Consider the following 25,403-nt stretch of genomic DNA (forward strand, 5'->3'; position numbering starts at 1 on the left):
ACCTCGCGCTCCCGCCCGCCAGCGGAAGACGAGCCCCCGGCGGAGACCGGAGGTCAGGATTCAGGGGCGGCCAGGAGTGCGCGGCTGCGTGTGATGTCGTCCGCGGTCTGCGCGATCAGGGCGTCGACGCCGTCGAACCGCAGGGTCGCGCGCAGACGGGCGACGAGGAACACAGCCAGTCGCCGGCCATAGAGGTCGAGCTCCGCGTCATGCACGTGCACCTCGACACGTCGCTCGCGGTCGCCTTCGAAAGTCGGATTCGCCCCGACGCTCACGCTCGCCGCCCAGAGCTGCGGATCGTCGTCGATCCGCACCCGGGCGGCGTAGATCCCGTCATCGGGCAGGCCTCCGTGCTCCAGAGCCAGGTTGGCCGTCGGGAAGCCGAGCTCCCGCCCGCGCCCGTCGCCGGGGACGACCGTTCCGACGATCGTCCCGAGCGGCGGAACGCTCACGCGCTCTCGGGGGCGGCGATGGAGCGATAGCGGCTCTGATGGAACACGAGCGGCTCGACGTCGTCGAACAGCGTGACGTCGGCGATCTCGTACAGCGCGATCTCGTGGTCTCCGCCGTCGAAGGTGCTGTGCAGGCGACAGGTGAGCCACAGCGCCGCGTCGGCGATCAGCACGGCTCCCCCCTCGGTGCGCTGCCACTCGTGCCCACCGAAACGGTCGCCCTCACGCGCCGAGAGCGAGCGGCTGAGAGGCTCGTGATGCGCGGCGAGAACGCTCATGCCCAGCTCGGGCACCGCCCGCAGCACCGGCCAGGTCTTCGACGTCCGGGCCGCGCTGATCGCGACGAGTGCGGGCTCCAGCGAGATCGAGGTGAAGGAGTTGACGGCCATGCCGACGGCGCGATCCTCGATCTGCGCGGCGAGCGCCACGACGCCCGTCGGATAGACCGAGAAGGCCCGGCGGAGGGCGAGATCGCGCGGCAGTGCGTCGCTCGGCAGCGCGCCGGTCGGCAGCGCGTCGGTCGGCAGCGCGGTGGTCGCGGCAGTCGTCATTTCGGCTTCCTTTCGTTAGTCAAGTTTGACTAGTTCTGATAATAGGCAACTTTGATCATGCAAACAACCGGAATATGCGATGTCAGCCGTTAGCATGAGGGGCATGTCGACCACCCGCCTCGTCGTCCTCGGCGCCGTGAAGCAGTTCCAGCCCGTGCACGGGTACTTCCTCCGCCGAGAACTCATGACGTGGCACGTCGACGAGTGGGCACACATCCAGCCCGGCTCGATCTACAACGCCCTACGGGCGCTCGAGGTGGACGGATACATCGCCGAGAGCGGCACCGAGGCCGAGGGGAAACGGCCAGCGCGCACGACGTACCGCATCACCCCGGCCGGCGAGGTCGAGCTGCAGCGGATGCTGCGCGAGAACCTCTGGAACGTCGCGGCCTTCGACACCCAGGCCATCATGACCGTGGCCTCGTTCATGTTCGTGCTGAGCCGGCAGGAGGTGATCGCCGGTCTCGAGCACCGCCTCATCAAGAGCGACGCGATCATCACGCAGAACGGGTTCGATGTGCAGGACACCCTGCGCTCCGAGACCACCCCGAAGTACGTACGGGAGATCTTCGACCTCTCCACCGCCCGACTCACGGCCGAGAAGCAATGGCTGCTCGACCTGCTGGATCGTCTGCGCGACGGCGAGTACACGTTCGCCGGCGAGACGGTCGAGGGTGCGGCGCCGGCCGACGCGGCACCCTCGAACTGAGCTCAGCGAGAGCCGACGAGCGCCGCGATCGACGCGGGCGAGAGCGCAGCCGTCGTCGCGCCGCGGTGCTGGGCGACGACGGCACCGGCCGCGCAGGCGCGGATCAACGCGACTTCGATGACAGCCCCCTGAGCGAGCGCGGCGGCCAGTGCCCCGCAGAACGCATCACCGGCGCCGGTCGTGTCCACCGGATCGATCCGGAACGCGTCGACGTGCAGCGGGTCGTCTCCGGCGCGGTGCAGTGTCACTCCCCCGGCGCCCTGGGTGAGAACGACCGTCTGCGCACCGGCGGCGTGCAGCCGCTCGATACCGCCGAGTTCGGCGCACTCGGTCTCGTTCACCACCAGCACGTCGACGTCGCCGAGCAACCCGATCGTCGCGTCGTGCGCGGGGGCCGCGTTCAGGATCGTCAGCGCGCCCTCTGCCCGGCCAGCCCGCAGTGCCGCCGCCACGCTCTCGACGGGCACCTCCAACTGGGCGAGCACGACCGCAGCACCGGCGACCCCGGCCACCGCATCGTCGGCGTCGAGCTCCGCGTTCGCGCCGGCCGCGACGATGATGCTGTTGTCACCGTCGTCGAAGGCCAGCACGTGCGCGACCCCGGTCGGAGCAGCGGCGCTGCGGCGCAGGGCCGCCTCCACTCCGGCATCCGCGAGGGTCTGCTGCAGCACGTCGCCGGCCTCGTCCGTCCCGACGACCCCGCAGAACCGGGTGGGAGCCCCGCTGCGGGCGGAGGCGACGGCTTGGTTCAGGCCCTTGCCTCCGGAGAAGCGGCCGCCGGCACGACCCAGGAGCGTCTCACCGACGAGCGGGGGGCGCGAAACCTCGACCACGAGATCGAGGTTCGCGCTCCCCACGACGGCGACACCGGCGAGGGTGTCAGACACGCGACATCGTCCGCCGGTACTGCGATCCGGTGTGCGAATCGGCGAGCGCCGGCGTCGGCGTGCCGATCAGGCGCTCGCGCAGCGACTGCGGCTCCGACGAAGGCTCGTCGACCGCGCCGCGCTCCTTGAGGATCGGCAGCACGTGCTCGATGAAGTCGACGGTCGATGCCGGAGGGATGACGGGGGCGAACAGGAACCCGTCGAGGTCGGCGCCGTCGGCGAGCTCGATCATCCGGTCCGCGACCTGCTCCGGGGTGCCGACGATGGGGCGGGCGCCCACACCGTGCGCATGCCAGTCCCCCAGCACATCGCCGACGGTCTTGTCGGCGAAGCGCGCGACCTGCGTCTGGGAGAGCTCGGTGCTCAGCTCCGACATCGGCGTGTCCGGTGCGTACGCCGAGAGGTCGAGTCCGGTGAACCACGCGTAGGAGGCCACCGTGACATCGGGGTTCTGCGCGTCGGCGACCTCGGCGTACTTGCGGCGGGCCTCCTCCTCGGTGCTGCCGACGACCGCTGCGAACGCCGACATGATCTTGACCTCGTCGGCCCCGCGACCGTTCTTGACGGCCTCCTCGCGGATCGCACTCGAGTGCGCGCGGAGCTGTTCGACCGACCCGCTGCCCACGAAGATCGCCTCGCCGTGCTTGCCGCCGAACTCCCGACCGGCGGGAGATGCCCCGGCCTGGAACAGCACAGGTGTCCCCTGCGGCGAGCGCGAGGTGTTGCCGTACCCGTGCGAGCGGAAGTAGGGACCGTCGTGGGCGATGCGGTGCACCTTGGACGGGTCGGCGAAACGACCGGACTTGTCGCGCTCCAGGGCGCCCTCGTCCCACGCCTGCTCCCACAGCTTGTAGACGACCTGCATGAAGTCGTCGGCCATGAGGTAGCGCTCGTCGTGGCCGACCATCGGCACACCGAAGCCCTGCACGGCGGTGTCGGCCGTGCCCGTGGTGACCACGTTCCAGCCGATGCGCCCGCCCGAGAGGATGTCGAGCGTCGCCATGCGGCGGGCGAAGGAGTACGGCGGCTCGAGCAGGGTCGAGCCGGTGGCCACGAGACCCAACCGCGTCGTCTCGGGGATGAGCGCGGCGAGGATGATCGCCGGGTCGAGCCGGGGCAGATCGAGGCCTTCGACGGAGCAGATGTCGGGGCGTTCACCCGCGACGTCGGCCCACCCCCAGGCATCCGCGAGGAAAAGGAAGTCGAACCCGGCGTCCTCGACCATGCGCGCGGTGTCACGCCAGTACTCGAGCTTGTCGAACAGGTAGCGCCCGTTGTCGGGGTGCCGCCAGGTCGCGGTGCCGGAGTCGTTCGCCTGCGCGTTCTCGAAGAGGCCGAGACGCAGCGATTTGACGGTGTTCTGATCGGTCATGTGCGGGTGCCTTCCTTGTGGGTGGTTCTGGTGGATCTGGACTGATCTCCGGGCACGCCGGAGGAACCCCGGGACGGGTGGGGGATCCCGTCCCGGGAGGCGGATGCCGCGTCAGCCCTTGGCCGTGACCTCGCCGTCGCTCCACCAGAGCACGCGCTTGCGCACCAGGGCGAGGACGATGATGAGGAGCACACCGAGCAGGCACAGCAGGGCGATGCTGGCCCAGGTGACGGGGAGGTTCGCCTGTGCGGCCGACGTGGTGACGAGCGAGCCGAGACCGGCCTGCTGTCCCGCCGCGACGAACTCGGCGACAGCGGCGCCGACCACGGCGAGCGGCAGGGCGATGCGGAGGCCGGCGAACACGTACGGCATGCTGCCGGGGAAGCGCAGTTCGCGGAAGATCTCCCACCGCGAGGCATGCAGCGTCTTGAACACGTCCATGGCCTTCTGGTCGACGTCGCGGAGCCCTGCGAGGGAGTTCACGAGCATCGGGAAGAACACCACGAGGCCGGTCACGATGAACTTCGGCACCATGCCGAAGCCGAACGCCACGACCAGCGCGGGGGCGATCGCGACGATGGGGGTCACCATCACGATGATCACGAGCGGCATGACAGCCCGCTCGATGATCTGGAACTCCGCCATCACCACAGCAAGGAGGAACCCGGCGAGGATGCCGGCGGAGGCGCCGACCACGACCTCGAGCAGCGTCACGAGGAAGTTCGACCAGTACATGCCGGCGTCGTCGACGAGGCTGGTGCCGATCGCCTCCAGCGTCGGGAGCACGTACGGGTTGGTCCAGGCCACGATCTGCCAGAGCAGCGCGGCGATCACGAACGTGATCAGAGTGGGTCCCCATGATCCCCAGCGCAGCCAGGCGGGCATGCCCCGACGCGGCTGGGCCTTCAGGCGGGCGGTCGCGATCGTCGCGGTGGTGTCTCTCATCGTCAGCTCAGACATGGGCCTTCTCCGTCTGCGCGCGCAGCGCACCGCGCACGACTGCTTCCAGTTCGCGGAACTCGTCCGTCGCGTAGGCCTCCTCGGTGCGCGGTCGCGGCAGGTTCACGTCGATCACCTGGGCGATGCGTCCGGGGTGCGCGGCCATGACCACGATGCGGTCGGAGAGCATGATCGCCTCCGGCACCGAGTGCGTGACGAACATCACGGCCTTGCGGTTCGACTGCCAGAAGTCCAGCAGAGCGATGCGCTGGAGGTCGCGGTTCATCTCGTCGAGGGCGGAGAACGGCTCGTCCATCAGCATGATCGCCGGGTCGAAGACGAACGCCCTGGCGATCGCAGCGCGCTGCTGCATACCCCCGGAGAGCTGCCCAGGGTACTTCCTCAGCGCATGGCCGAGGCCGAAGGTCGACAGCAGCTCGGCCGGGTCGCGGAGCGCACGGTCGCCGTTGGCCCCGCGGTTGATCCGCACGGGGAGCTCGACGTTCTCGCGCACCGTCTTCCACGGCAGCAGCGCCGGCGACTGCGGCACGAGTCCGATCTTCTTGTCGCGCGAAGCCGCCCTGACGCTCTCGCCGTCGATCGTGACGCTGCCGGAGTCGGCGTCGAGGAGCCCGGCGACCACCTTGAGCAGCGTGGACTTGCCGCAACCGCTGGGCCCGATCACCGACACGAACTCACCCATGCCGATCGTGAGACTCACGTCGTCGAGCACCGTGACCTTCGCGCCGTCGACTCCGAAGGACTTCGAGACGTTCCTGACCTCGACGCCAGCGCCGTGTGCGACCGTCATCACTTCTCCTGCCAGATCAGGGTCTCGCCGTCGTAGAGGTCGGCGACCAGGTCGGCGTCCATCATGTCGGCGATCGCGGGGAGCTCCTTGACGTCGCCGTACTCCTTCACGAGGGCGTACTCGGGTTCCCACATGGACTCGTTCTGCACGCCCGGGTTGCCGCCGGCGCTCTCGCGCACCCAGGCGGACTCCACCTCCCACGTGCGGGCGAGCTGCTCGCGCGGGAACGCGGCTCCCTGCCCGCTGTCCTCGGCCAGCTTCGCGAGCTTGTCGATGCAGGCGTCCGACTCGTCGAGGCAGTACTGGAGCGCCTTGAGGCTCGCGCGCATGAAGTCGGCGGCGACCTCGCGGTGCTCATCGAGGAACCGCGAGTTGACCTCCATCACGTTGTACGTTCCCTCGACGCCGAGGTCGGAGGGGAGGAACTCGCTGAAGGGCAGACCCTGCGCCTTGAGCGACTGGGGCTGGTTCGAGGCGTAGCCGACGATCGCGTCGACCTGCTCGCGCACCACGACGGTCGGGTCGTAGTTGGTCATCTTCACCATCTCGACCTTCGAGACGTCGACCCCGGCTTCGTCGAGCATCGCCGAGGCGATCGGGGTCAGGTTGATGAAGTACCCGAGCGATCCGCCCTCGAGGTCCTTGAGGCTCTCGAGCTTCTCGTTGCCGAAGATGGAGAACGGCGGGGTGGTGCCGTAGGTGGCGACCGCCGTGAGGTTCTTGCTGTTGGCGGCCGCCAGCATCACATCGGACGCGGAGCCGAGCGCGGTGAACTGCGCCTGCCCCGAAGCCACGAGCTGCTGCCCGTTCGCCCCGGAGGCGTTGATCTCGACATCGAGGCACAGATCGTCGAAGTAGCCCAGCTCCTCGGCGAGGAACACATCGAGCTGACCGGCGCTGGCGGAGTAGCCGTAACCGGAGATGTAGGTGATGGTGCCGGCATCCTGATTCCGCTTGCAGGCGTCGCTGTCGTTCGCACTCGTGGGGGCGGTATCGCCGCCTGGCGTCTGCGCGGAGCATGCTCCGAGCGTCAGCGTGGCGGCGAGAACGCACGTCAGGGTGGCAGCGATGCGGAATCGGGTTTCCGCAGAGGAAGTAGCCATGAGGGTCCCTTCTCGGCCGTTCGTCATTGATGGCTCGATGAAAGTAACATAGTCAATCTTGACTAAGCAAGATCAAACTAACTTTTGACGACCGTGCCCGGCGTCGGCGTCGGCGTCGGCGTCGGCGTAGGCGTCGGCGTCGGCGTCGAGTGCACGTGAACTCGACGAGTGCACGGCCAGTCGACGCGGAGAAGCCGTGCACTCGGCAGGAAGTCGTGCACTGGGCGGCCCGGGGCGAGACCGGGGCGGCGCCCTCAGGACCGGGGAGGGGCAGCGGGGTCGAGATAGCGGGTGACGAACTCCTCGAAGAGGGGGACCATGTCGACGGACTCGTCCAGGAGCCACTGCAGCTGGATGCCGTCCATGACGGCGCTGATCAGCCGCGCGGCGTGCTCCGGGTCGATGTCTGCCCGCACCTCTCCGGCTTCCTGGCCGCGGCGGAGGATCTCGGCCGCCTCGTCCGCCCTGACCCGATAGCGCGCGGCGAAGTCGGCATGCGACGGATGCTCCGGGTCCGTCGCCTCGGCGGAGACGATCGCGTACAGCGAGGTCAACCCGCGCGAGGTCTGGTTGTGCGCCACCACCCGCTTGGCCTGCTCGATCAGGGTGTGCTCGGCGGGATCGCCCGCGGCCGCGCGCACCGCCTCATCGCGCTGACGCAGCACCTCGGCGAACAGCTCCTCCTTGTCGGCGAAGTGGTGCAGGAGCCCCGCGGGCGTCACGCCGACGCGCTTCGCGATCTCGCGCAGCGATCCGCCGTGGAAGCCCGTCCGCGAGAACACCGCCAGCGCCTCGTCGACGATCGCCTGCCGTCGGGCCTGACCCGTGGCGTAGGGACCCCGGGACCCGCGGCCCCCGCTCGGCCGATCATCCGTGCCCACTGCTGCCCCTGTCGTTCGGCGCGCAGCGCGGGAGCTCACCCCTTGTGACCACCGCCGGCGCCCCACGACGAACTGAACTCCTGCTGCCGCATCGCGGGCCGGAGGCGCTGCTCCATCTCTCGATCCACGAAGTAGTCCTTGAGCTTATCCTTCGTGAGTTCGTTGCCGATCGCGGCCATGATCATCGACTGGTCGAGGGAGAGATAGCGCTCCGCGATCGTGCCGCTGCGCACGGCGACGGCGTCGTAGAACCCACCCGGCCCGTAGGCGCCGAGTTCGCTCTCGATGCCTTCGAGGTTGCTCAGCACCCCCTTGCGGTCATACGGCAAGGCGAGGAACGCCGCGTGCGGGGTCACCACGCCGTCTCCGAACACGGGATCGGGGTTCGTGCCCTCGGCGCATCCCGGACGGTCGATGTCCACGTCGGTCTTCTCCGCATCGGAGGTGTAACCGTCGGACCGCATGCCGGCGATGTCGACGCCGTACTCCGCGTACCCGCCGAACGGGTCGCTCGCCGGGGAGAAGCCCCAGTACCCGTAGCCTGCCTCCTCGAGGCCGTGCCGCTTCTGCACTGCGACCGTGATCGGGTGGTTCAGCCGCCACGACTTCGGTCCCCACTTGGTCTCGGGAACGAGAAGGTCGGGCATCAGCGACTCGAACATGCTGCCGCCCCAACTCGGGACGAACGACATCCCGTCGTAGCTGTACGCGCCCTCCCACACCTGGAAGCCGTCATACGTGCGGTGTTCACCCGACGGGAGCTGCTCCTGCCAGGCCCAGTCACAGCCGGGAGGCATGGTGCGGTGCGTGCCGGACAGCGCGGTCGCCGGGAGCTGACCGTTCGCGATGCCCAGATAGGTCGCGATGCGGCTCTCACTCACGGTCGTGTCGTAATGGTGGCAGGTGTAGTACGCGGTCTCTCCGGATCCGTTGTACATCGGAGCAGCGACACTGCAGTCCGGCGGTGCCTGCTCCCAGAAGCCGCCGCGATTCGTTCCGGCGGGGAGTCCGGCGGCGCCCGCCGGGTCGAAGAACGAGGCGAAGTCCATCGAGTCGTAGAGCGTGTCCGCCTGCTCGGCGAGCGCGGGCTCGGCCTCGCGCACGATGCGCAGGGCGGCGGCGAGCCAGCCGTTGTCGACCGTACTGAGGAAGGGATGCACGGGATCGCCGGAATCGGGCCAGGTCGTCAGCTTCTCGCCCGTCGTCGGCGAGTACCAGTTGTAGTACATGCCGCTCGCATCGTTGCGCTCGAGGTCGGCGAGGGTGTCGAGCGTCGTCGACATGCGGTCGCGCGCCTCCCCGGCGCCGATGATGCCGAGGTCGCGCGCGGTCACGGTGGACCACAGGTATCCGCCGATGTTCGTCGGCGAGGTGTAGGCACTGGAGGTCTGCAAGTCGCCGGAGACGTTGTCGGCCGGAAGCCCGGTCTCCTCATCGGTCATGGCGACCAGCGATCGCCAGGTGTCGTGGGCCCAGCGATCCAGTTCCGCATCGCCGGGTCGTCCGCCGCCCGCGCTCGCCGGGCTGGCGAGCGCCAACCCCGAGGCGACCAGGCCGACTGTCGCCACTGTGCTCATCCACCGCTTCATCGCGTCTCCTCATCGAGAACGGCGCCGCGGATCACGGCGCTCCGACACGCGAAAACCTAACATGCGTTCAGTGTTGGTTCAACCCCGGCCCGGCGGCGGAGCCAGGAAGGACCAGGATCCCGGGTCAGCGGGGCGCGTGCGCGTCGAGGAACTCGTACACGTCGGTGGTGTCCACGCCGGGGAAGGCCCCGGTGGGCAGAGTCGCGAGCAACGTGCGCGGGGTCTTCACGTTGGGCCAGGAGTTCTCGCGCCAGCGCTCCTCCAGGTCGGCCGGAGCCCGGCGGCAGCACACCTCGACCGAGTGCTTCGAGACCCCGCGGTGCGAAGTGTCGCGCCCCACGAACCACTTCGTGTCGTCGAAGCGCACACCCACGCTCACGGAGTGCAGCCCCTCGCTCGACGCCTCCACGCGGGCGGTGCACCAGTACGTGCCGTTGCCGGTGTCGGTGTACTGGTAGTACGGGTTGAACCGGTCGTCCTCGTCGAACACGACCCGCGAGGTCCAGCGGCGGCAGCACATCTGCCCTTCGATGGCACCGAGCCTGTCGGTCGGGAAGTTCACGTCATCGTTCTCATACGCCTTCGTGATGGTCCCGGACTCGTGCACCTTGAGGAAGTGCACGGGAATGTCGAGGTGACGGGTCGCGAGGTTCGTGAACCGGTGCGCGGCCGTCTCGTACGACACCGAGTACGCGTCACGGAGGTCTTCGATCGAGATCGCCCTGCGCTGCTTGGCGTCCTTCAGCGCGGGCACCACATGCGCCTCCGGGATGAGGAGCGCACCGGTGAGGTAGTTGGTCTCGACGCGCTGCCGCAGGAACTCGGCGTAGCTGCGGGGCTCGGAGTGCCCCAGGATGCGACTCGACAGCGCCTGCAGCACCGCCGTGCGCGCATCGCCCTTCGCGGGCACACTGCTCGACAGGTACAGCCGGCCGTTGGCGAGGTCGGCGACGCTGCGGGTTGTCTGCGGCAGGTCGGGGGCGTAGTGCAGGGTGAACCCGAGGTAGGCCGCGATCTCGGATGCGGTGCGCTGGGTCAGCGGTCCCCCGGGATGACCGACGGCGGCGAGGATCTCGGCGGCCTTCGCCTCGAGGTCGGCGAAGTGGTTGTCCTGTCGCCGCATCAGGTGCCGGAGCTCGACGTTGGCACGACGGGCCTCCTCCGGTGTCGCGGCGCGTTCGTCCTTGAGCCGGTCGATCTCCCCATGCAGGGCGAGCAGCGCCTTCAGCGCCTCCGTCGGCACGCTCTTGGCGATGCGGAACGGCTCGATGCCCAGCGCCTGGAACGTCTGACCCTTCATCGCCCGCTCCAGCGCGATCTCGACCGCACTGCGCTCATCGAGCGGCTCCCCCTCCAGCAGCGCATCGATCGTGACGCCGAGCGCCCTGGCGATCGCCTGCAGCTGCGTCAGCTTCGGCTCGCGCTTGCCCGTCTCGATCATGGACATCTGACTCGGCGCCCGATCGACCGCCGAGGCAAGGTCGTCGAGGGTCATGCCTCTGGCCGTCCGGAGCTGCCGGATGCGACGGCCGATCGTGAGGGCGTCGGTCTCTTCTGCGTCAGAGGCTTGGGCCCCTGAGCTCGTCGAAGGGCTCATGCGGCCGATTCTGTCACAGAAACAGAATTTCGGACGATCTTCTCCTCGATTTCGGTCACTGATCTCTCGGAACTTCACTCACAGTGGAACCACGCCACTCCGGCACCGCAGCCGGATCCACCGAGGAGACACCATGACGAACACCGCCAACACCCCGACGCCCCGCCCCGCCGGTCTGCGAGCCGGCGATCAGGTTCAGACGGCCGCCGAGCTCCAGGAGATCTGGGGCACCGATCCCCGATGGGACGGCGTCGAGCGCACCTACTCCGCCGAGGATGTGATCCGCATCCGTGGATCGGTCCGCGAAGAGGCCACGCTCGCCCACCGCGGCGCGGAGAACCTGTGGAACCTCCTGCACACCGAGGACTACATCCGCGCTCTCGGCGCCTACACCGGTGGTCAGGCCGTGCAGCAGGTGCGGGCCGGTCTCAAGGCCATCTACCTCTCCGGCTGGCAGGTCGCCGCCGACGGCAATCTCGCCGGACAGACCTACCCCGACCAGTCGCTGTACCCCGCGAACTCGGTGCCGGCGGTCGTGCGTCGCATCAACAACGCGCTCATCCGCCAGGACCAGCTGGAGCACGCGGAGGGTGAGATCACGCAGGACTGGCTCGCGCCGATCGTGGCCGACGCCGAGGCCGGATTCGGCGGCCCGCTGAACGCCTACGAGCTCGCGCAGTCGCTCATCCAGGCCGGCGCCGCCGCGATCCACTGGGAGGACCAGCTCGCGAGCGAGAAGAAGTGCGGCCACCTCGGCGGCAAGGTGCTCGTGCCCACCCAGCAGCACATCCGCACGCTGAACGCGGCCCGCCTCGCGGCGGACGTCGCCGGCGTTCCGACCGTCATCATCGCCCGCACCGATGCCCTCGCCGCCGATCTGCTCACGAGCGACGTCGACGAGCGCGACCGGGAGTTCACCACCGGCGAGCGCACCTCGGAGGGCTTCTACCGGATCCGTCCGGGCATCGAGTCCGTCATCAGCCGCGGCCTCGCGTTCGCCCCCTACGCCGACCTGCTCTGGGTCGAGACCGGGGAGCCGGACATCGAGCTGGCACGGGAGTTCGCCGCGGCGATCCACGCGCAGTTCCCCGGTAAGCTCCTGGCCTACAACTGCTCGCCGAGCTTCAACTGGAAGCGCCACCTGTCGGACGCCGAGATCGCGACGTTCCAGCAGGAGCTGGCAGACCTGGGCTACAAGTTCCAGTTCATCACGCTGGCCGGCTTCCACGCCCTGAACCACTCCATGTTCGACCTCGCCCGCGGTTACGCCGAGCGCGCCATGAGCGCCTACGTCGAACTGCAGGAAGCCGAGTTCGCCGCCGAAGCCGACGGATACACCGCCACCAAGCACCAGCGCGAGGCGGGTACCGGCTACTTCGACGTCATCTCCACCGCGCTCAACCCCGACAGCGCGACCCTCGCCCTCGCCGGCTCCACCGAGGCCGCGCAGTTCCACTGATCCGCGAGACCCCCGGTTCTCGACGAGACCCCGTGTTGTCGGCATCCGCAACCCGGGGTTTCGGCGACAAGCCGGGGTCTCAGCATCGACACGAAGGACACGATCATGACCACTCCCACGACCACGGCTCCGATCCAGACGACCCAGCAGGGTCCGGCGATCGAGGTCACCGGACCGATCCGCGACCGCTACGACGAGATCCTGACCCCGGAGGCGATCGCCTTCCTCACCGAACTCCACCACCGGTTCGCCTCCCGCCGGCACGACCGCCTGGCCGACCGGATGCGTCGCCGCTTCGAGATCGGCAACGGACACGACCCCCAGTTCCGCGAGGACACCGCGCACATCCGCCAGGACACCACCTGGCGCGTCGCCGGCGCCGGCCCAGGGCTCGAGGACCGCCGTGTCGAGATCACCGGACCCACCGATCCGAAGATGACGATCAACGCGCTGAACTCCGGGGCGCGGGTGTGGCTCGCCGACCAGGAGGACGCCACGAGCCCCACCTGGAAGAACGTCATCGAGGGGCAGCTGTCTCTCCGCGACGCGATCCGCGGAGACCTTTCCTTCACCTCCCCCGAGGGCAAGGAGTACCGCGTCACGGCGGAGCGCACGCCCACGATCGTGATGCGCCCCCGCGGCTGGCACCTGCCCGAGAAGCACATCGCCTTCATCGACCGCGCCGGCCGCCGCACCTCGGCATCCGGGTCGCTGGTCGACTTCGGCCTCTACTTCCTGCACAACGCGCAGGCGCTGATCGAGGCCGGCCGCGGACCCTACTTCTACATCGCCAAGCTCGAGTCCAGCGAAGAGGCGAAGCTGTGGGACGACGTCTTCTCCTTCAGCGAGGAGTACATCGGCATCCCGCACGGCACGATCCGCGCGACCGTGCTGATCGAGACGCTGCCGGCCGCGTTCGAGATGGACGAGATCCTCTACGAGCTGCGCGACCACTGCGCGGGCCTGAACGCCGGACGCTGGGACTACATCTTCTCCATCATCAAGAACTACCGCGGCCGGGGCGCCCGCTTCGTGCTCCCGGACCGCAGCGAGGTCACGATGACGGTGCCGTTCATGCGGGCGTACACCGAGCTGCTGGTGCAGACGTGCCACAAGCGCGGGGCCTTCGCGATCGGCGGCATGAGCGCGTTCATCCCGAATCGCCGCGACCCCGAGGTGACGGCACGCGCCGTCGAGAAGGTGTCGGCCGACAAGAAGCGCGAGGCCGGAGACGGCTTCGACGGCACCTGGGTCGCTCACCCCGACCTGATCCCCACGGCTCAGGCCGAGTTCGACGCCGTGCTCGGTGACCGCCCGAACCAGGTCGACCGTCAGCGCGACGACGTGCACGTGGAGGCGCGCGACCTGCTCGACCTGCACATCGGCCGTCCGATCACCGCGCAGGGCGTGCGGGACAACGTGTCGGTCGCCATCCGCTACCTCGAGGCCTGGCTGCGCGGGCTCGGCGCCGTGGCCATCGACAACCTCATGGAGGACGCCGCGACCGCGGAGATCAGCCGCTCGCAGGTCTGGCAGTGGATCCATCAGGACCGCACCACGCAGGACGGCACCCCCATCACGGTCGAGTACGTCGAAGGGCTGATCGGCGAGGTGCTGGGCGAGGTCGAGCGACGCGAGGGCGATCGCTTCGACGACGCCGCCGAGATCTTCCGCGAGGTCGCCCTCCGCGAGGAGTTCCCGACCTTCCTCACCCTGGGCGCGTACAGCCGGTTCCTGGTCGACGAGGACTGAAGCACGACAGAGCCCCTGTGTCGCGACGACTGCTGCGGCACAGGGGCTCGTTCGCGTCCGGCTCAGGCAACGGGCGTCGACGCTCCCGGGCGGATCCGGATCGCCGAGTTCGCGTAGAGGGCGGCGACCGCGAGCAGGACGACACCACCGGCGATCACGACCGCTGGGCTCGGGGAATCAGAAGCCGTGGCCACGGCGGAGATGCCTTGGAGTGCGAAGAGGATGCCGAGAACGATGCTGTTCCGCCGCGAGGTGGTCATCTTCCACCACGGTCGAGCGTCATCGGATTCCGCGCGTCCTCGAAACGTCCGTCCCGCGACGACAGCAGCGGCGACCAGCGCCAGAACCACGCACGCGTAACCCCACTCGAACCTCACGACCGCCAGCGGCAGCCCGACGAGGGCCACGCCGACCGCGACGACGATCAGATATCCGGCCTGCGCTGAGGCTTCCCTGATGCGCATGGGTGTCCTCCGTTCCTCGTCGGCGACCCCACCTCGGCCAGGGTAACATTCTACTCGGACCGGCGCGATGGCGCCGGTATGCGAACCCGTGGAGCCCCCGCCGCACGACGGGCGTAGCCTGGGGGCATGACCGACGCCTGGGCGGACATCGCCACCGAGTTCCTGCACTTCTACCCCCGAGGCAAGCGCCTGCTCGCGGTGGCCGGAGCGGATGCCGAGCGCTCACGCCGTGCGGCCGACGACCTCTCGGCAGCGTTGGCCGCCGCCGGACAGCAGGTCGAACGAGAGCATTCCGGAGCCGGCGACGAAGCCGGCGTGCGAGAGGTCGTCACCACGTTCCGCGAGAGCCCGAAGAGCGACACCATCCTGCTCGTCTCCGGGCCCGCATCGCTGCTCGGCGAGCGCACCCGCGGGATGTGGAACTACGCGGTGTGGCAGCTCGCCGGCGACGAACCGCCGCACACGGTCGCCGGGTCGATCATCGACATGACCGACCCCGAGCATCCGCAGCGCCGGTTCGCCGACTACTGCTCGCTGCCCGCGTCCTACGGCGCCTGACCCCGAACCCGGTTCATCCCCCGGGGTCAGTGGAACGACGCGGCCACGGAGTTGCGGTGGTAGTCGAACACGATGCTCGTGCGGGTGGAGGCCACGCTGCTCTGCGCGGACAGGTGCTCGAGGACGAATTCGCGCATCTCCGACGAATCGGCGACCGCGATGTGCAGGAGGAAGTCGTCGTCTCCCCCGAGGAAGAAGAGCTGGATGACCTGCGGCAGCACGCGAACGCGCTCCGCGAACTCGACGATGCTCTCCCGCCGTCCGCTCGGACGCAGCGTGACGCCGATCACCGCCTGCAGCCCGGATCCCAGCATCCGCTCGTCCACGCTCGCGTGGAAGCCGGAGATGACCCCTCGGTCGACCAGAGCACGCAGTCTCGCGTGCGCGGTCGATGGCGCGACGCCCAGGCGGGCAGCGAGCTCCGCGTTCGTCATACGCCCGTCGGCGGTGAGCAGCCGGACGATCCTCGCGTCGAGCGTGTCCAGCGCCGGCGCCCGAACGGTATTCGGCTCCACGGCGTCAGAATTCGGTTCCATGTGAAGCATTATTCAGGATCGACCGCTCTGCCGAATCATCTTCACTGATTCTGTCGTCGCTTCGACGTTTCTGCGATCCTTGTCTGCACCCTGCGCATCCCAGACCTGGAGGATCGATGAAGATCGGCGTCCCGACCGAAGTCAAGAACAACGAGAACCGCGTCGCCCTCACTCCGGCCGGAGCCGATCGGCTCGTGCGGGAGGGGCACAGGGTGCTCGTGCAGTCCGGAGCCGGCGTCGGTTCTAGCATCGATGACGACGCGTACCGCGCGGCCGGTGCCGAGATCGTGGCGACCGCTGCCGACGCATGGGGCGACGCCGACCTACTCATCAAGGTCAAGGAGCCGGTCGCCGAGGAGTACGGCTTCCTCCGCCCCGACCTCACGCTCTTCACCTACCTCCACCTCGCGGCCGACCGCCCGCTGACCGAGGCTCTCGTCGCCGCAGGGACGACCGCCGTCGCCTACGAGACCGTGCAGCTGCCCGACCGCACGCTGCCCCTGCTGGTGCCGATGAGCGAGATCGCCGGTCGCCTGTCCGTCATCATGGGATCGCACTCGCTGCTGCGCTCGCAGGGCGGCCGCGGCATGCTGCTGGGCGGCATCGCCGGAACCCCGCGGGCCAAGACCGTGGTGATCGGCGGTGGCGTCGCCGGGGAGCACGCCGCGGCGAACGCGCTCGGACTCGGCTCGAAGGTCACCGTCGTCGACGTGGCGCTCCCCCGGCTGCGCGAGCTCGAGCATCGGTACGGCGGTGCCCTGGAGACCCGGGCATCCAGCCGCTACGACATCGCCGAGGAGCTGACGACCGCGGACCTCGTGATCGGCTCGGTCCTCATCCCCGGCGCCGCAGCCCCCAAGCTCGTGACCGACGACATGGTCGCCGCGATGAAGCCGGGCTCGGTGCTCGTCGACATCGCGATCGACCAGGGCGGCTGCTTCGAGGGCTCGCGTCCGACGACGCACGACGACCCGACGTTCGCGGTGCACGACTCGATCTACTACTGCGTCGCGAACATGCCGGGGGCGGTGCCGACGACCGCGACCCGCGCGCTGACGAACGCCACCCTCCCCTACGTCTCGGCGATCGCGGCGAAGGGCTGGGAGCGGGCGGCATCCGACGACGCTGCTCTCGCGAAGGGGCTCAACGTGCAGGGCGGGCGCATCACGCTGGACGCTGTCGCGCAGGCGCACGGCCTTTCCACCGACTGAACTGTCGAACCCGAAAGAACCTCGGCTCTTGGCGGCATCCCACACCTCACGCGCCGCATCGACCCGAGTACGCTCGTAATCGTGACCGAACGCGCTCCTCTCTCCCGCAAGCTGTCCGCCATCGCCGAGTCCGCGACCCTCAAGGTCGACGCGAAGGCCAAGGCCCTCAAGGCCGAAGGCAAGAACGTCATCTCGTATGCCGCCGGCGAGCCCGACTTCGCGACGCCGCAGTTCATCGTGGATGCCGCCGCCGAGGCACTGGCCGACCCCGCGAGCTACCGGTACACCCCGGCGCCCGGCCTGCCCGCGCTCCGCGAGGCGATCGCGGCGAAGACCCTGCGCGACTCCGGCCTCGAAGTCTCCCCGAGCCAGGTCATCGTCACCAACGGCGGCAAGCAGTCGGTCTACCAGGCCTTCCAGGCCGTGGTGAACCCGGGCGACGAGGTGCTGCTGCCCGCGCCGTACTGGACCACGTACCCCGAGGCCATCCGGCTCGCCGACGGCACCCCCGTCGAGGTCTTCGCCGGGGCCGACCAGGAGTACAAGGTCACGGTCGAGCAGCTCGAGGCCGCCCGCACGCCGCGCACCACCGCGCTCGTGTTCGTCTCCCCGTCGAACCCGACCGGCTCGGTATACACGGCCGAGGAGACGAAGGCCATCGGCGAGTGGGCGCTCGAGCACGGCATCTGGATCATCAGCGACGAGATCTACCAGAACCTCACCTACGAGGGAGTCAAGGCCACCTCGATCGTCGAGGCCGTCCCCGAGGTCGCGGGCCAGACGATCCTCGTCAACGGCGTCGCGAAGACCTACGCCATGACCGGATGGCGTGTGGGCTGGATGGTGGGTCCCGCCGACGCCATCAAGATCGCCGGCAATCTGCAGTCGCACCTCACCAGCAACGTGAACAACGTCGCCCAGAAGGCCGCGATCGCCGCCCTCAACGGCCCGCAGGACGAGGCCGAGCAGATGCGACAGGCCTTCGACCGCCGCCGCCAGCTCATCGTCTCGGAGCTGTCGAAGATCGACGGCCTCGTCGTGCCGAACCCGCTGGGTGCGTTCTACGTGTATCCCGACGTGCAGGGTCTGCTCGGCCGCACCTGGGGCGGCGTGACGCCGACCACCTCGCTCGAGCTCGCCGACCTCATCCTCGACCAGGCCGAGGTCGCGGTCGTCCCCGGTGAGGCCTTCGGTCCCTCCGGCTACATCCGCATGTCGTACGCACTGGGCGACGACCAGCTCCTCGAGGGCGTGCAGCGCCTCCAGCGCCTGTTCTCCTCTTCTTCTTCCTGACCCCGAGACCCCGCTTTACCGCCGAGACCCCCTCGTACCTGCGCAGGTACGAGGGGGTCTCGGCGTGAACCCGGGGTCTCGGGTCAATCCTCGGGGTGGAAGCCGATCAGCCAACGGATGCCGTAGCGGTCGACGAGCGTGCCGTCGAAATCTCCCCATGGCCGCTTCTGGAGGGCATCCATCACGCGGCCGTCGGCGGCGAGACGGTCGTACCAGTCGGTGAGCGTGAGCGCGTCGGCCGTGCCGAGGAGCGAGAGGAACATGCCACTCATCTGCACCGCGTCGTCGTCGGCACCGGCGTCGGCCCCGGCGAGCTCGACCGGACCGCTCAGCTGGCCGTGCGCGATGGCGTCGCCCGGACCGTCGTGACGACCGGCGCTCGCATAGTCCACCAGCTGGAGGTCGCCGCCGAAGACGTCGCGGTAGTGGCCGAGCGCTTCCGCGGCGTTGCCGGGGAACAGCAGGTACGGGATGAGTCCGGTCATGCCGCGAGCGTAGCGCCGCCCGACCGCGGCGGCCACCACCGGAGACGACGAACGGCCGCCACCCGGAGGCGACGGCCGTTCGAGCGGAACCGATCAGGCGACCGGGATCACCGCGTAGAGCACCCACGTGAGCACGAAGCCGGCGACGCCGAGAACCGTGGTGAGCGGGGTCCATGTGCGCAGACCGTCCTTGACCGACAGGCCGAGGTACCGCGTGACGACCCAGAATCCGGAGTCGTTCACGTGGCTGAGGCCGAGGCCGCCGTAGCCGATCGCGACGGCGAGCAGCGCGGTGTGCACGGTGTCGAGCCCCATCGCGGAGACGGACGGCAGCAGAAGCCCCGCGGTCGTGGCGATGGCGACCGTCGCGGATCCCTGGGCAGCGCGCATGATGAGCGAGATGAGGAACCCCGCGAGCAGCAGCGGCATACCGCTGGAGGCGAGCACCTCGGCGACGGCTCCGCCGATGCCGGTCTCTGTCAGCACACGGCCGAACGCACCACCGGCACCCGTGACGAGGATGATGACCGCGGCAGCGGGAAGCGCCGACTCCATGACCTCGCCGAGGTGCGCTGCCGACCAGCCGCGACGCACGCCGAGCAGGTACATCGCGGCGGCGATCGCGACCATGAGGGCGAAGATCGGCTGACCGACCATGCTGAGGAACCCATTCCAGAACGTGCCCGCCTCGAACAGCGGCGCGACCGCGGTGCCGAGCATGATGAGCGCGAGCGGCAGGAGGATGAGTCCGAGGACCGTCCCGGCTCCGGGCGCCTTCTCCCCCTCGCCGAGCCCGCCGGTGATCGTCGACTTCTCCGTGCCGAAGTTGTCGTACATCTCCTTGGTCGCGGCCAGCATCGCGAACTCGCGGGTGTTGATCCACTTCGCCACGAGGTACGACAGCACACCGAGCGGCACGGAGATCGCGAGCGCGAAGATCGTCACCCAGCCGATGTCGGCGCCGAGGATCGCGGATCCGCCGACGATGCCGGGGTGCGGCGGCACGGCGACGTGCACGGCGAGCATGATGCCGGCCACCGGGAGCCCGAACTTGATCGGGTTGAGCCCCGCCACCTTCGAGAACGCGAACACGATGGGGATGAGGATGATGAAGCCGGCGTCGAAGAACACCGGGATCGCGAGGATGCCGGCGGCGATGACGAGCGCGATGCCGACCCGCTTCGGGCCCAGCCACTTGGTGAAGCGCCCGGCGAGCGACTCCGCGCCACCGGAGAGCTCGATGATCTTGCCGAGCATGGAGCCGAGTGCCACGAGCACGGCCACCGAGCCGAGCGTGCCGCCGACACCGGCGATGATCGCCTGGATGACGCCGAGCTGTTCGGGGGTGTCGCCGTCGGCGGGGATGGTGGTCAGCGGCAGACCGGCCGCGATGCCGACGAGGATCGACACCAGGATGAGGGCGTAGAACGCCTGCACCTTGAACCGGATGATGAGCAGGAGCAGCAGGCCGAGGCCTGCCAGGCCGATCAGGATGAGGATCGGAAGAGGAAGCATCTCTGGATCTCTTCTTTCAGTGAGGGCGCGACGTCGCGCTCAGGACAGTCGTTCGGGTGCGACGACGCGGATGACGGCGGAGTCGTCGAGGGCGCCGAGGCCCTGCGCTTCGCCGAGGAGGAACAGCTGCTCGGCCGCGGCGGCGACCGGCGTGGACAGGTGCGCACGGCGGGCGGCGTCGCCGACGATGCCGAGGTCCTTCACGAAGATGTCGAGGCGGCTGAGCACCTCGGCGCCTTCGGGATCGTACGCCTGCAGGGCGCGCGGGCCGCGGTTCCCGAGCATGAACGAGTTCGCGGCACCGGCCGTGAGCGCGTCGAGCGTGCGGGCGCGGTCGAGCCCGAGGGCATCGGCAAGCGCGAGGGCCTCGGCCGCGGCGGCGATGTGCACGCCGCACAGCAGCTGGTTGACGGTCTTCAGCGCCTGGCCGTCGCCGGGCTTGTCACCGACGATGGACAGAGTGGAGGCGAGCTGCTCCAGCACGGGGCGCGCGATCTCCAGGGCGGCGGGGGTCGCGCCGACGACGATGAGGAGGTCGCCCTCTCCCGCGCGGACCGGTCCGCCCGACAGCGGCGCGTCCACGAGCTGCGCACCGTGGGCGGCGAGCTGTGCGGCGATCGCGTCGATGCCCTCCGTGCCCACCGTGCTGGTGAGGATCACGACGGCCCCGTCGGCGAGGTGCGGGGCGAGCCCGTTCCCTCCGAACAGCAGGTCGTCCAGCTGCGCGCCGGTCCGCACGGCGACCAGCACCGCCTCCGCCTCGGTCACGGCTTCCGCGGCGGACGCGGCGGGCACGACGCCCGCCTCCGCGGCGAGGGCGACACGCTCGGCGGCGATGTCGAAGCCGCGCACCGTGAAGCGCTCGGCGAGACGGCTGGCCATCGGCAGCCCCATGGCGCCGAGTCCGATGACAGCGACGGTGGTTGTCATGATTGTCCTTCCGGGTGGGTTCCATCGTCCCCTGCGAGAGTGGCGACGACGGTGACGAGGGAGTCCGCGTCGCCGACGTTGCCGGCGAACACGACGTAGGGGATGCCGACGGCGGGGCCGGCCTCGGGCTGCCACAGCGAGACCAGGCCGGGCAGCATGGGGCCGAGCACGGTCGCGCGACGGATCTCGAGGGCTTCGCTGGCGACGTCGCTGGAGGTGATCCCGCCCTTCGCGATCATGAAGCGGGGCGGTGCGATGGCGAGCACCCGGCGTACGAGGTCGACCACGCCGCTGGAGACGCGGCGGGCGATCGCGAGGCTCTCGTCCCCGTCGGCGCCCGTGACGAGCTCGCGGGTGGTGTGCACGATCACGGTGCCCGTGGCGAGCGCGTCGGCGACCGCGTGCGCCTGCGTGTCGAGGTGCTCCTCGCGCTCGGGGCCGATGAGGGCGCGCACGTCGAGTTCGATCGTGCGGGTGTTCGGGCGGGCTGCCGTGAGGGCCTCGAGCTGCGCTGTGGTGAGCGGCACATGACTGCCGACCACGACGAGTCCGCCGCGGTCGTGCGCGAAGGGGATGTCCTCCGCGCGCACCGGCGCGGCGATCTCCTGGCCGATGTGGGCGCGCACGTAGGGCGGCCCGACGCGGAGCAGCACGCTCTTCTCCCGGAGGCGGTGCAGGGCGAGGGCGACGACGCGCATGTCGGCTTCCTCGACCACGTCGACGGCGACGACCGTGCCCTGCGGCAGCGCAGCCAGGAACGCGGCGACGGCGTCCACTCCGGCACGGATGGTGCGGATGTCGAGGCCGGCGACCTCGGATGCGGCGATCCGCCCGTCGGTCTTCTCCGCGACCCAGTCACGCAGGTCGGAGGAGGAGTACCCGAAGGTCGCATCGGCGGCGAACGGCGTCTCGCCGACCGGGGTGGCCTCGCCGTCGGTGACCCAGTAGTGCACGGAGTCGACCGTGATGCGACCGGCATCGGGGAACGCCGGGACCAGGAGGGTCAGTGCCGGAGTGCGGCCGGTGTGCGCGGCGACCTCGGCGGAGAGCACGTCGGTCTCGAGGGGGAAGTGACCGCGCAGGGTGGAATCGCCGCGGGACACGAAGGTGACGCGGCGACCCTGGGCTGCGGCGGCGTCGAGCGCGACGGCGACGATCTCGCGGTTGCGTGCGGCCGCGCCCTGGTCGTCGAGGGATCGGGTGTTGGTGAGCACGTAGACGGCGGCGGCGCCGGTCGCGAGCGCCGCGTCGAGGTCGGCCCGCTCCCACCGGGTGAGCACCGGGAGGTTCGAGACGGACTGTGTGCCGGTCGGGTCGTCGTCGAGGACGACGAGCACATCGGCGGGGTCGACCTCCGCGCGCACGTCGGCGGCGGTGACGGCGAGCGGTGCCGGCAGCGGGGCCAGCAGGTCGTCGATGTGCACACGAACTCCTTCGTTCCGGGAGATGGTCCGTGGTGGGGAGCCACGGACCAGGGGGATCTGCATCGTTATCCGATATCAGATATCGACGAGAGTACCGCATCGATCCGAGGTTCGCCAAAACGGCGACGCCCGGGATCCGGCAGCGGATCAGCGACCGTGGACGTAGTGCAGCAGGTCGTCTCGGGTCTGCCGCATGTGACTGCGCATCGCCTGCCGCGCAGCCGCTCCGGACCCGGTGCGCATCGCCTCCAGCACCGCCGCATGCTCGGCCAGGGCGTGCTCGCGGATGTCGGAGAACGCGCTGGTCTCGCTCCGCGTCGCCTGCAGCATCGTAGTCAGCGGACGCATCGAGGCGACCAGGATGCGGTTCTCGGCGGCCCGGATGATCACGTCGTGGAAGGCGAGGTCGGCCGCCACGAAGCCCTCGACGTCGGTCCGCTCGTGCGCCGCATGCATGTCCGCGAGCAGGGCTTCCATCTCCGCTAGATGCTCCTCGGTGCGGCGGCCCGCGGCGAACTCGGCGGCGCCGGTCTCGAACATCATGCGCATCTCGAGCATCTCCAGGGAGGAGCGCTCCCTGGCGCCCGCGCTCTGCGCATGACGCACGACCGCGTCGAGCCCGGTCCACTCGTCGGTCGGGGCGATCCGGTGCCGGGTGCCGGGCACGGCGACGATGACGCCCTGCGCCTGCAGAAGACGAACCCCTTCGCGCATCGTCAGGCGCGAGACGCCGAACTGCTGCGCGAGCTCTCCCTCGGGCGGCAGCGGCTGCCCTGCTTCGAGTCGGCCCGCGATGATCTCGTCCAGCAGACCGTCGACGACGGCCTGCGTCCGCGAGACCCGCTCGACCTTCGTCACAGGTCGACGCCCACCAGGACGGGCTCCGGCTGCAGGACGAGGCCGAACTCGGCGTGCACGCGACTCTGGATGAAACGGGCGAGCTCCGCGACCTCCGCCGCCGTCGCACCCCCGCGGTTCGTGAGCGCCAGCGCGTGCTTGGTCGAAACCGACGCCCGGGACCGCGGGAGCTTGAACCCCTTGCGGATTCCCGCCTGCTCGATGAGCCACGCGGCACTGACCTTGACGTCGGAGACGGCCTCCGGCTTGGACGGCGGGACATGCCCGTCGTAGGAGGCGAGCGGGATCACGGTCACGGCGTCCAGATCGGGGGCGACCGGCCAGCGCGGGCACTCCGGGGGCAGCGCCCTGGCGACAGCCGCCGTCACGATCGCGTTCTGGAAGAAGGAGCCGACCCCGTGCGTGTCGGGGTCATCGGCATCGAGCAGCATGCCCTTCGTCGCGCGGGTGGCGAGGATCCGCTCCCGGACCCACGCGAGCGGGACCGGCGTCTCGTCGACCAGACCGAGCGCCCGACGCAGCTGCTCGCCGCGCACCACGCGCTCGTTCGCGACCAGCAGGTCGACCGTCACGGAGAGGATCACGGCGCGACGCTGCGGCACGCTGCCGTGGTGGTGCTTGAGCACCGAGGTGCGGAAGCCCAGTCCGAGCTCGCTCGCAGGGACGGTCGAGACCTCGCCGGTCGACTCGTCGATCAACTCGACCTCGACCAGCGTCTCCTGGATCTCCTGCCCGTAGGCGCCGATGTTCTGCACCGGCGACGCCCCGACCGTGCCAGGGATGCCGCTCATCGCCTCCAGGCCCGCATAGCCGTGCGCGACGGCATAGGCGACCAGCTCGTCCCAGCCGTGTCCGGCCTGCGCCCGCAGTCGGATGCGACCAGGATGCGGGGACGGCAACTCGTCGATGCCCTCGGTGCGCACCCGGATGACCGTGCCCTCGAAGGGCTCGTCTCCGACGAAGAGGTTGGATCCGCCGCCGAGCACGAACCACTCGTCGCCGCGCTCCCACGTCTGCCGCAGCGCCTCGATCAGCGCGGGCGTCGTGGTCGCCTCCAGCATCCGCTCCGGCGCGGCACCGGTGCGGAGCGTGGTCAGCTCGGCCAGCGGCATCGAATCGATCTCCGGCATCAGCGCGTCCTCATCGGACGGCGACGCGCAGCTGCGCCTTGACGAGCACGGTGGTCTCGTCGAACGTGACCTTGAGGTCGATGCGGGCGGCCTCCTCATCGACCGCGCCGACCGTGGCGACGACGTGGATGTCGGCTCCGTCGACGGGATCGACGACGACCGGCTTGGTGAAGCGCACGCCGTAGTCGAGGACGCGCGTGGCGGGGTCGAGCGCGGAGATCACCGCGGATGAGGCGATGCCCATCGTCAGCATGCCGTGCGCGAGCACGCCCGGCAGGCCGACCGACGCCGCGACGTCGTCGCGGTAGTGGATGGGGTTGAAGTCTCCCGAGGCTCCCGCGTAGCGCACGAGCGATTCTCGGGTCACATGCACGGTGCGCTCGGCGAGCACGTCTCCGACGGTGTAGCCCATCAGGCGGCCTCCCCTTCGTCCGTGCTCTGCTCGGCGCCGACCAGCAGCACGCTCGTCGCGGTGACGACGTGCGCGCCGGACGCGTCGGAGATCTCGGCCTCGCTCGTGATCATGGCGTTGCCGCCCATCATCCGGATCCCGGTGACGCGCAGCTGGGCCGTGAGCTCGTCGCCCGCGACGATGGGGCGCGTGTACGTGAAGCGCTGCTCCGCGTGGATCGTGCGGGCGAGCACGATCCCGGAGTCCTCCTGCGCCAGCAGCTGCTGGAGCGTCTGGTCCTGGATGACCATCGCGAAGGTCGGCGGCGCGACCACGTCGGCGAAGCCCAGTGCCTGCGCGGCCGCGACGTCGGTGTGCTGCGGGGCGTCGGCGAAGACGGCGCGCGCGAACTCGCGCACCTTCTCGCGACCGACGAGGTACGGGGCCGTCGGCGGGAACTCCCGGCCGACCAGATCTTGGTTCACTGCCACCCCTCGATCCTACCG

Annotated in this window: 26 protein-coding genes; 6 read left to right on the forward strand and 20 right to left on the reverse strand. The window is 69.7% G+C overall.

Annotated elements, in window-relative coordinates; genetic code table 11:
• Positions 1 to 53: 53 nt before the first annotated feature.
• Together CSX12_RS14560 and CSX12_RS14565 are read right to left on the reverse strand one after the other, a co-directional pair.
• Positions 54 to 452, reverse strand: coding sequence for a riboflavin kinase (locus tag CSX12_RS14560; RefSeq protein WP_124896257.1), 399 nt, complete (start codon positions 450 to 452; stop codon positions 54 to 56).
• On the reverse strand, positions 449 to 1,003 hold the full coding sequence (locus CSX12_RS14565) for a flavin reductase family protein (protein ID WP_124896258.1): 555 nt from the start codon (positions 1,001 to 1,003) through the stop codon (positions 449 to 451). The genes CSX12_RS14560 and CSX12_RS14565 overlap by 4 nt, the downstream gene beginning before the upstream one ends.
• A gap of 103 nt (positions 1,004 to 1,106) precedes the next feature.
• On the opposite strand from CSX12_RS14565, the gene CSX12_RS14570 reads away from it, so the two are divergent.
• On the forward strand, positions 1,107 to 1,712 hold the full coding sequence (locus CSX12_RS14570) for a PadR family transcriptional regulator (RefSeq protein ID WP_124896259.1): 606 nt from the start codon (positions 1,107 to 1,109) through the stop codon (positions 1,710 to 1,712).
• Positions 1,713 to 1,714: 2 nt separating this feature from the next.
• On the opposite strand, the gene CSX12_RS14575 is transcribed toward CSX12_RS14570, so the two are convergent.
• The 8 genes from CSX12_RS14575 to CSX12_RS14610 form a co-directional block, all read right to left on the reverse strand.
• A complete protein-coding gene (locus CSX12_RS14575; RefSeq protein WP_124896260.1) occupies positions 1,715 to 2,599 on the reverse strand; it encodes a ribokinase in 885 nt (294 codons plus the stop codon).
• Complete coding sequence (locus CSX12_RS14580) at positions 2,592 to 3,971, reverse strand: NtaA/DmoA family FMN-dependent monooxygenase (RefSeq protein WP_017201537.1); 1,380 nt, start codon at positions 3,969 to 3,971, stop codon at positions 2,592 to 2,594. The genes CSX12_RS14575 and CSX12_RS14580 overlap by 8 nt, the downstream gene beginning before the upstream one ends.
• A 111-nt stretch (positions 3,972 to 4,082) precedes the next feature.
• Positions 4,083 to 4,931, reverse strand: coding sequence for an ABC transporter permease (locus CSX12_RS14585; protein WP_017201538.1), 849 nt, complete (start codon positions 4,929 to 4,931; stop codon positions 4,083 to 4,085).
• Positions 4,924 to 5,721 carry an ABC transporter ATP-binding protein gene (locus CSX12_RS14590; protein ID WP_124896261.1) on the reverse strand — a complete coding sequence of 266 codons (798 nt, stop codon included), beginning with the start codon at positions 5,719 to 5,721 and terminating at the stop codon, positions 4,924 to 4,926. The genes CSX12_RS14585 and CSX12_RS14590 overlap by 8 nt, the downstream gene beginning before the upstream one ends.
• Positions 5,721 to 6,824 (reverse strand): ABC transporter substrate-binding protein, encoded by a 1,104-nt coding sequence (locus CSX12_RS14595; RefSeq protein WP_241160475.1) that lies wholly within the window; start codon positions 6,822 to 6,824, stop codon positions 5,721 to 5,723. The genes CSX12_RS14590 and CSX12_RS14595 overlap by 1 nt, the downstream gene beginning before the upstream one ends.
• A gap of 254 nt (positions 6,825 to 7,078) precedes the next feature.
• Positions 7,079 to 7,705, reverse strand: a complete 627-nt coding sequence (locus CSX12_RS14600) for a TetR/AcrR family transcriptional regulator (RefSeq protein WP_124896263.1) — start codon at positions 7,703 to 7,705, stop codon at positions 7,079 to 7,081.
• Between the two features lie 35 nt (positions 7,706 to 7,740).
• On the reverse strand, positions 7,741 to 9,294 hold the full coding sequence (locus CSX12_RS14605; protein WP_124896264.1) for a glucoamylase family protein: 1,554 nt from the start codon (positions 9,292 to 9,294) through the stop codon (positions 7,741 to 7,743).
• Between the two features lie 124 nt (positions 9,295 to 9,418).
• Complete coding sequence (locus CSX12_RS14610) at positions 9,419 to 10,891, reverse strand: helix-turn-helix transcriptional regulator (protein ID WP_124896265.1); 1,473 nt, start codon at positions 10,889 to 10,891, stop codon at positions 9,419 to 9,421.
• Positions 10,892 to 11,024: 133 nt separating this feature from the next.
• Here CSX12_RS14610 and aceA point away from each other — a divergent pair, with 133 nt between their 5' ends.
• Both aceA and aceB read left to right on the forward strand, forming a co-directional pair.
• Positions 11,025 to 12,350, forward strand: a complete 1,326-nt coding sequence (gene aceA, locus CSX12_RS14615; protein ID WP_124896266.1) for an isocitrate lyase — start codon at positions 11,025 to 11,027, stop codon at positions 12,348 to 12,350.
• Between the two features lie 105 nt (positions 12,351 to 12,455).
• Entirely contained in the window at positions 12,456 to 14,102 is a 1,647-nt protein-coding gene (gene aceB / locus CSX12_RS14620; RefSeq protein ID WP_124896267.1) for a malate synthase A, read from the forward strand.
• Positions 14,103 to 14,164: 62 nt separating this feature from the next.
• Here aceB and CSX12_RS14625 read toward each other — a convergent pair whose 3' ends face one another.
• Positions 14,165 to 14,566, reverse strand: a complete 402-nt coding sequence (locus tag CSX12_RS14625; RefSeq protein ID WP_017201546.1) for a hypothetical protein — start codon at positions 14,564 to 14,566, stop codon at positions 14,165 to 14,167.
• Positions 14,567 to 14,692: 126 nt separating this feature from the next.
• On the opposite strand from CSX12_RS14625, the gene CSX12_RS14630 reads away from it, so the two are divergent.
• Positions 14,693 to 15,124 carry a hypothetical protein gene (locus CSX12_RS14630; RefSeq protein WP_017201547.1) on the forward strand — a complete coding sequence of 144 codons (432 nt, stop codon included), beginning with the start codon at positions 14,693 to 14,695 and terminating at the stop codon, positions 15,122 to 15,124.
• Between the two features lie 26 nt (positions 15,125 to 15,150).
• Here the strand turns inward: CSX12_RS14630 and CSX12_RS14635 are convergent, their stop codons facing one another.
• On the reverse strand, positions 15,151 to 15,669 hold the full coding sequence (locus tag CSX12_RS14635; protein WP_083512966.1) for an Lrp/AsnC family transcriptional regulator: 519 nt from the start codon (positions 15,667 to 15,669) through the stop codon (positions 15,151 to 15,153).
• Positions 15,670 to 15,776: 107 nt separating this feature from the next.
• Between CSX12_RS14635 and ald the strand changes: the two genes are divergently transcribed.
• Positions 15,777 to 16,871, forward strand: a complete 1,095-nt coding sequence (ald, locus tag CSX12_RS14640; protein WP_017201549.1) for an alanine dehydrogenase — start codon at positions 15,777 to 15,779, stop codon at positions 16,869 to 16,871.
• 81 nt (positions 16,872 to 16,952) lie between these two features.
• Positions 16,953 to 18,164 carry a pyridoxal phosphate-dependent aminotransferase gene (locus CSX12_RS14645; protein WP_124896268.1) on the forward strand — a complete coding sequence of 404 codons (1,212 nt, stop codon included), beginning with the start codon at positions 16,953 to 16,955 and terminating at the stop codon, positions 18,162 to 18,164.
• Positions 18,165 to 18,247: 83 nt separating this feature from the next.
• Here CSX12_RS14645 and CSX12_RS14650 read toward each other — a convergent pair whose 3' ends face one another.
• From CSX12_RS14650 to CSX12_RS14685, 8 genes are all read right to left on the reverse strand, one after another.
• Positions 18,248 to 18,649 (reverse strand): VOC family protein, encoded by a 402-nt coding sequence (locus CSX12_RS14650; protein WP_124896269.1) that lies wholly within the window; start codon positions 18,647 to 18,649, stop codon positions 18,248 to 18,250.
• 93 nt (positions 18,650 to 18,742) lie between these two features.
• Positions 18,743 to 20,164 carry a GntP family transporter gene (locus CSX12_RS14655; RefSeq protein WP_124896270.1) on the reverse strand — a complete coding sequence of 474 codons (1,422 nt, stop codon included), beginning with the start codon at positions 20,162 to 20,164 and terminating at the stop codon, positions 18,743 to 18,745.
• A gap of 39 nt (positions 20,165 to 20,203) precedes the next feature.
• Positions 20,204 to 21,094 (reverse strand): NAD(P)-dependent oxidoreductase, encoded by an 891-nt coding sequence (locus CSX12_RS14660; RefSeq protein ID WP_124896271.1) that lies wholly within the window; start codon positions 21,092 to 21,094, stop codon positions 20,204 to 20,206.
• Positions 21,091 to 22,518 (reverse strand): four-carbon acid sugar kinase family protein, encoded by a 1,428-nt coding sequence (locus CSX12_RS14665; protein ID WP_124896272.1) that lies wholly within the window; start codon positions 22,516 to 22,518, stop codon positions 21,091 to 21,093. The genes CSX12_RS14660 and CSX12_RS14665 overlap by 4 nt, the downstream gene beginning before the upstream one ends.
• 147 nt (positions 22,519 to 22,665) lie before the next feature.
• Positions 22,666 to 23,376 (reverse strand): FadR/GntR family transcriptional regulator, encoded by a 711-nt coding sequence (locus CSX12_RS14670; protein WP_124896273.1) that lies wholly within the window; start codon positions 23,374 to 23,376, stop codon positions 22,666 to 22,668.
• The gene (locus CSX12_RS14675) at positions 23,373 to 24,506 is read right to left on the reverse strand and encodes a UDP-N-acetylmuramate dehydrogenase (protein ID WP_124896274.1); all 1,134 of its coding nucleotides are present in this window, start codon (positions 24,504 to 24,506) and stop codon (positions 23,373 to 23,375) included. Before CSX12_RS14675 ends, CSX12_RS14670 begins: the two co-directional genes overlap by 4 nt.
• A 10-nt stretch (positions 24,507 to 24,516) precedes the next feature.
• Positions 24,517 to 24,918, reverse strand: coding sequence for a MaoC/PaaZ C-terminal domain-containing protein (locus tag CSX12_RS14680; protein WP_124896275.1), 402 nt, complete (start codon positions 24,916 to 24,918; stop codon positions 24,517 to 24,519).
• Positions 24,918 to 25,388, reverse strand: a complete 471-nt coding sequence (locus CSX12_RS14685; protein WP_124896276.1) for a MaoC family dehydratase N-terminal domain-containing protein — start codon at positions 25,386 to 25,388, stop codon at positions 24,918 to 24,920. Before CSX12_RS14685 ends, CSX12_RS14680 begins: the two co-directional genes overlap by 1 nt.
• Between the last annotated feature and the right edge of the window lie 15 nt (positions 25,389 to 25,403).

This window comes from Microbacterium sp. Y-01, from assembly GCF_003856715.1.
Taxonomy (GTDB): Bacteria; Actinomycetota; Actinomycetes; order Actinomycetales; family Microbacteriaceae; genus Microbacterium; species Microbacterium algeriense.